The organism is Tateyamaria pelophila (genome assembly GCF_019966495.1).
GTDB classification, from domain to species: domain Bacteria; phylum Pseudomonadota; class Alphaproteobacteria; order Rhodobacterales; family Rhodobacteraceae; genus Tateyamaria; species Tateyamaria pelophila.
This window is the reverse complement of record NZ_JAIMIA010000200.1, coordinates 1-5,001: the sequence shown is the minus strand read 5'-3', so window position 1 is coordinate 5,001 and position 5,001 is coordinate 1. Positions and strand designations below refer to the sequence as shown.

Genomic DNA, 5,001 nt, shown 5'->3' with positions numbered 1-5,001 from the left:
AGCGGTCATTAGCTGCGAGTCGCGCGGATGTCAGCTTTTGGGAAGATCAAAAATCTGGCAAAGGCTCAGGTCGTCGTCCAGCGCCGCCATATCAGGGAGCAAGGCTTGGGAAGAGATGCAACAGTTCGGCCTCGGCGGCCGTCAGATGCCTCTTCATCGTTTCGGCGAAGGCGCGAACCAGCGGGTCCGACATTGCGCTGACACCGTGGATCAGACCCAACGGCGTTGTGGGGGCGAAACCTTGCACGGGAAGGGCGCTGATACTCCCTGACCGCACGGCATCGCGCATCATGAACATCGGCAAATACGACAGGTAGTCGGTCGTCTCCAGCAGTGACAGCAAGAGGCTGACTGACGCCGAGGCCACCACCAGTTCGACTCCTTCAACCCCGAACTCGAACAGATCGGTTTTCATTTCAGCCGTAATGACACTGTTCAGTGAGTGGCCGATCCAGCCAAACGAAGCCAGGTCATCGGCGGTGATCTCGGACCTTGTCAGCAAGGGGTGACCCGCACGGCAAAACAGAGCCTTCTGGGACAGGATCAGCGTCTCGGTGCGCAGGGATGGCGCATTCAGCGTAGCATTCATGGGACCAAGCGCGAGATCCAGCCGCCGCCGCAGGACCAGGTCCCGGACCTCATCGAAGAAACCCGCAACGAACTCGAACGCCACATCCGGGTGCCGGGCGGTGAAATCGCGCACGACATCGCTGGCAAGCGTTTCCAGGAAGAATGGCGGCGCGCCCAGCCGGATGCGCCCGCGCAGGCCGCGTTGCCGGTCCGAGATGGTCTGTTCCGCCTCCTTCATCGACGCCTCGATCAGGCGCCCTTGCTGCGCCAAGGTTTCCCCCAGAGGCGTCGGCACGACCGGCCTGCGCTGACTGAGCAGGGGCGCGCCCAGCCGCTTTTCCAACAGTCCAATGGTCTTGCTGAGGGCCGGCTGCGTGACGTTCAGCTCATGCGCCGCCTCGGTAAAGCTCGCCTTGTCGACGATCACTGCGAGCTGGACGAGGTGGCGGGGGTCAATCTGCATGTCATTAGGTTATGAATATGTGTCAAAGGATCATTTGCAGAAATAGTTAGCGCCGCTTCATAGTGGGATCAATGCGAAAGGTTGCCTTGATGCCCACTTCTTCTGCCCTCAGACACACGACCGTGGCCGCGCTTGAATGGCTGGCCTTCCTGCTCGGGGCGGTGCTGCTTGGGTTGACGGTCTGGGATGTGGTCGGGCGCTACGGGTTCAATCGGCCGCTCTTCGGCGCCAGTGAGTTGATCCAGTGGATCATGTGCGGCTTTGTGTTCTGTGGGCTCGGGCTTGTCAGCGCGCGCGACGACCATGTGGCGGTCGACCTGATCTCGCCGCGGCTGGCGCGCCGCTATCCGCGGCTGATGGCGGGTGTGATCGGTGTCTTCACCGCCGCGGGCCTCGCGGTAATCGCCTGGCAACTGGCGCATATGGGTCTGGATGCCGCCTTGCGCGGCAAGCAATCGCTGGTGCTGGAAGTCGCCTTGGCGGTGCCGCTGCTCCTTTATGCGCTGCTGTGTGCGCTTGCGACCGTCCTTCATCTGACGGGGCAAGCGCGATGATCGGGCCGGTGATCGTGCTTGTTCTCATTCTCGGGCTTTGTCTTGTCGGGGTGCGGATCGGCTTTGCCACGCTTGTGGTGGCGGGTCTTGCCGTCGCGATGATCCGGGGTCCGGGGGCGGCGATGACCCTGATCGGCCAAGAGGTCGAAGGCATCGCCACCGCCTATCCGCTGTCGGTCGTGCCGCTGTTCCTGCTGATGGGCGTCTTTGTTCACCGGGCAGAGCTTTCGCAGGATCTCTACGATGCGGCCCAGATGGCGTTTGCGAGACTGCGCGGGGTCCTGGCCTACGCGACGATCCTGTCATCGGCGGGCTTTTCCGCCGCCTGCGGGTCCTCCATTGCGACCGCGGCCACCATGGTCCGCGTGGCCCTGCCGTCGATGCGCCGCCACGGATACGGCGACAGGCTGTCGACCGGCACTATCGCGCTGGCGGCACGCTGGGGATCATGATTCCGCCTTCGGTGCCGCTGATCATCTATGGCAGCATCGCCGAGCAGGATATCGGCCTGTTGTTCATGGCGGGCCTTCTGCCGGGGCTGGTCCTGGTGGGGGCCTTTCTGCTGACCGTTCTGATATGCCTCATTCGCAAGCCGCTGCTTCCGGTGCCGCAAGGCGATCCGTTGCCTGAGCGCTCGAACCGGGCCGGGCGCGCGGCGCTGCCGGTACTGGCGCTCTTCGCCCTGGTCCTGGGCGGCATCTATGGCCGCATCTTCACCCCGACCGAAGCTGCCGGAATCGGCGCCTTCGGGGCCGGCGCGATCGCTTTCGCACGCGGCAGGCTTAAGACGCTGCGTGACTGGCGAAGCTGCTTCGCCGAAACAGCGTCGGTCACCGCGTCGCTCTTCATGATCATCTTCGGGGCCAGCGTCTTTGCCCAATATCTCAACCTGTCCGGCGTGTCCTTCGCCGTGGTCGACATGGTGGCGCGGATGGACTTGGGGCCCACAGGGCTGGTCTGCGCAGTGGCGGTCATCGCCATCGTGATGGGCACGGTATTCGAGGCGGTCGGCATCCTTCTTCTGTTGGTTCCGGTCTTCCTGCCGGCGCTGATCGCGGCCGAGGTCGACCTGATCTGGTTCGGCATCGTCGTGGTGCTCGTGGTCGAGCTTGGGCTGATCACGCCGCCGGTCGGCATGAATGTCTTCGTGGTCAAGGCCAACGCCCCTGACACGGCGCTGTCGACGATCTTTCTGGGCGTCCTGCCCTTCGCCTGTGCGCTTTTGGCGGTGCTTTTGATCGTGATCGCGATCCCGCAAGTCGCAACCTTCCTTCCCGGCCTGTTGGGCCGCACCTGAACTCTTGAAAGGAGTTTCCATGAAATCTTTCGCATTTACCGCGCTCGCGGCGTCCAGCCTTCTGGCTGCCCCTGCCGACGCAAAGGAACTTCTGGTCAATTGCTTCTGGCCATCGCAACATTTCTTCTGCTCCGAGGTCCTCGGGACCTGGGCTGAGGATGTGGCCGAGGCGACGGAAGGCCGGGTCAAGGTCAGCGTGCCGCCGCGCAGCCTTGCTCCGCCGCCCAAACAGGTCGAGTCGATCCGGGGCGGGCTGTTCGACGCGGGCTTTACCTTCAACGGGTTTCTCGCGGACGAGATCGCGGGGCCTCTTGTGGCAATGATGCCCTTCACCGGGACCGGCGATGCACGGGCCTCTTCCCTCGCGCTTTGGCGCACCTACGAGACGCATCTGTCCGGCGTCGACGAATATGACGGGCTGCACCTTTTGTCGGCCTTCGTGGCGCCGGGCGGGGATTTCTATTCGCTGAACGACACACCCATCGAAACGCTCGCCGATGCGACGGATCGCAAGATGTGGGCCCTGCCCGGCGTGACGTCTGCGATCCTGAGCGCCGGGGGCGGCAACGTGGTCTCGGGGCCTGCGGTACAGATGGCCGAAGTGATCCAGAGCGGCGTGGTGGACGGCTTCGTCGGCATCCCGCCGTGGGACGCGGAGAAGTTCAATGCCCTGCAACACGCCAAGTCGATCACCGTGACCGGGCAAAAGATCTTCACGCCCGCCTTTAGTTTCCTGATTTCCGATGCCGCTTGGGGCGGGATCTCGGACGCGGATCAGACCGCGATCATGGCCCTGTCGGGCGCGGCCTTCGCCGGGTCAGCCGGGACAATCTGGACCGGCCTCAACGACGCGAAAATGCAGAGCCTCGACAGCCAGATGCAGGTCATCGACGCAAGCGACGCCTTTGAGGCCGAGTTGCTGGCCACATCGGGTGGCCCGGTCGCCGGATGGCTGAAACGCATGGAGGCCCTGGGCCTGGACGGTGAAGAGGTACTGGAGTTCTACACGGCGCAGATCGCCGCCGAGCAGGCCACGAACTGACACCTCCGGGCCTGCGGCGCTGCGGTGCCGAGGGCCCGCACACAACGGAGGTGCACGATGACGCGTTCTCACCTGCCGCGCTACCAGGGCAGCCTCTTCGACAGTGCGCGCTGGTCGGATGTCGATCTCAGGCCCGGCGACGTCGTGGTCTCGACACCGCCAAAGAGCGGCACCACCTGGACGCTGGCAATGGCCTATCTGATCCTTCACGGGGCCGATGCGCGATTTGATAGGCTGTCCTCGGTCGCGCCCTGGGTCGACTTCCACGGCGGCAATCCCGATTCTCCGGTGCACCGGGCGCACGCCGCCCATGGCCGACGTCTTTTCAAGACACACACACCACTGGACGGGCTGCCGCTGGTCGATGGCGTCGCGGTCATCACGGTCTATCGCGATCCGGGAGACTGCCTTTTGTCCATGCGGAGGCACCTGAGCAACATGGCGGCGCCGCCGCCCGACCATCCGAACCTTGGCCCCCTGCGCAAGGCCTTTGATACGTTGTTGTCCCGCCCGCTGGATCACGCGCGCTTCGAAGGCGTCACGCTGTCTGCCCTGCTGCACCACTTTCGCACATCAGAATCAGGATCGACCGTAAAGATCCACTATCGCGACATGTCGGAAGCCCCCATTGCCGCGCTGCGCACTCTGTCCGATGGCATCGGCGCAAGTCTCGACCAGTCATCGATGCGCGCGATACTCGACAGAACCAAAAAGGCGGCCATGCGAAACCACTCAGACGCCTTCGCTCCTCAGGCAAAGACCGGCTTTTTCAAGGATGACGCAGGTTTCTTCTCCCGTCAGAGCAATTCCGCCGAAAGCCTGAGTCATGCGCAGCAGGCCAAATTGATCGGACGGGTCCGGACCGAACTGGACGTTCGATCGGCCGCGTGGCTTTGTCGAACCGCATAAAAATATTCCTGCTGCGAAAGCTGACATCAGCATGATTGTTGATGAACGGCAGCTCCGGGGAGGAACCATCCCCCTTGGCATGGTTCCTCCCCGGCCCAGTTTGTATACGGGGGGGCGCAGCGCAGCATTTCGCTAGCGAAAGTGGATTTCGTGGGGGAGTCCACCC

4 protein-coding genes and 1 pseudogene are annotated in these 5,001 nt (G+C 63.4%); 4 read left to right on the top strand and 1 reads right to left on the bottom strand.

Features of this window, described 5'->3' with window-relative positions; translation table 11 throughout:
* Positions 1-91 precede the first annotated feature (91 nt).
* The gene (locus LC354_RS26210) at positions 92-1,033 is read right to left on the bottom strand and encodes a LysR family transcriptional regulator (protein ID WP_223428902.1); all 942 of its coding nucleotides are present in this window, start codon (positions 1,031-1,033) and stop codon (positions 92-94) included.
* An 89-nt stretch (positions 1,034-1,122) separates the two neighbouring features.
* Here LC354_RS26210 and LC354_RS26205 point away from each other — a divergent pair, with 89 nt between their 5' ends.
* The 4 genes and pseudogenes from LC354_RS26205 (at position 1,123) to LC354_RS26190 (ending at position 4,835) form a co-directional block, all read left to right on the top strand.
* Positions 1,123-1,587 (top strand): TRAP transporter small permease, encoded by a 465-nt coding sequence (locus tag LC354_RS26205; RefSeq protein WP_223428901.1) that lies wholly within the window; start codon positions 1,123-1,125, stop codon positions 1,585-1,587.
* Positions 1,584-2,884 (top strand): annotated as a pseudogene (locus LC354_RS26200) (TRAP transporter large permease). The gene LC354_RS26205 and the pseudogene LC354_RS26200 overlap by 4 nt, the downstream one beginning before the upstream one ends.
* 19 nt (positions 2,885-2,903) lie before the next feature.
* Complete coding sequence (locus LC354_RS26195) at positions 2,904-3,926, top strand: type 2 periplasmic-binding domain-containing protein (RefSeq protein ID WP_223428900.1); 1,023 nt, start codon at positions 2,904-2,906, stop codon at positions 3,924-3,926.
* A 57-nt stretch (positions 3,927-3,983) separates the two neighbouring features.
* The gene (locus tag LC354_RS26190; RefSeq protein ID WP_223428899.1) at positions 3,984-4,835 is read left to right on the top strand and encodes a sulfotransferase domain-containing protein; all 852 of its coding nucleotides are present in this window, start codon (positions 3,984-3,986) and stop codon (positions 4,833-4,835) included.
* The last annotated feature ends 166 nt before the right edge of the window (positions 4,836-5,001 follow it).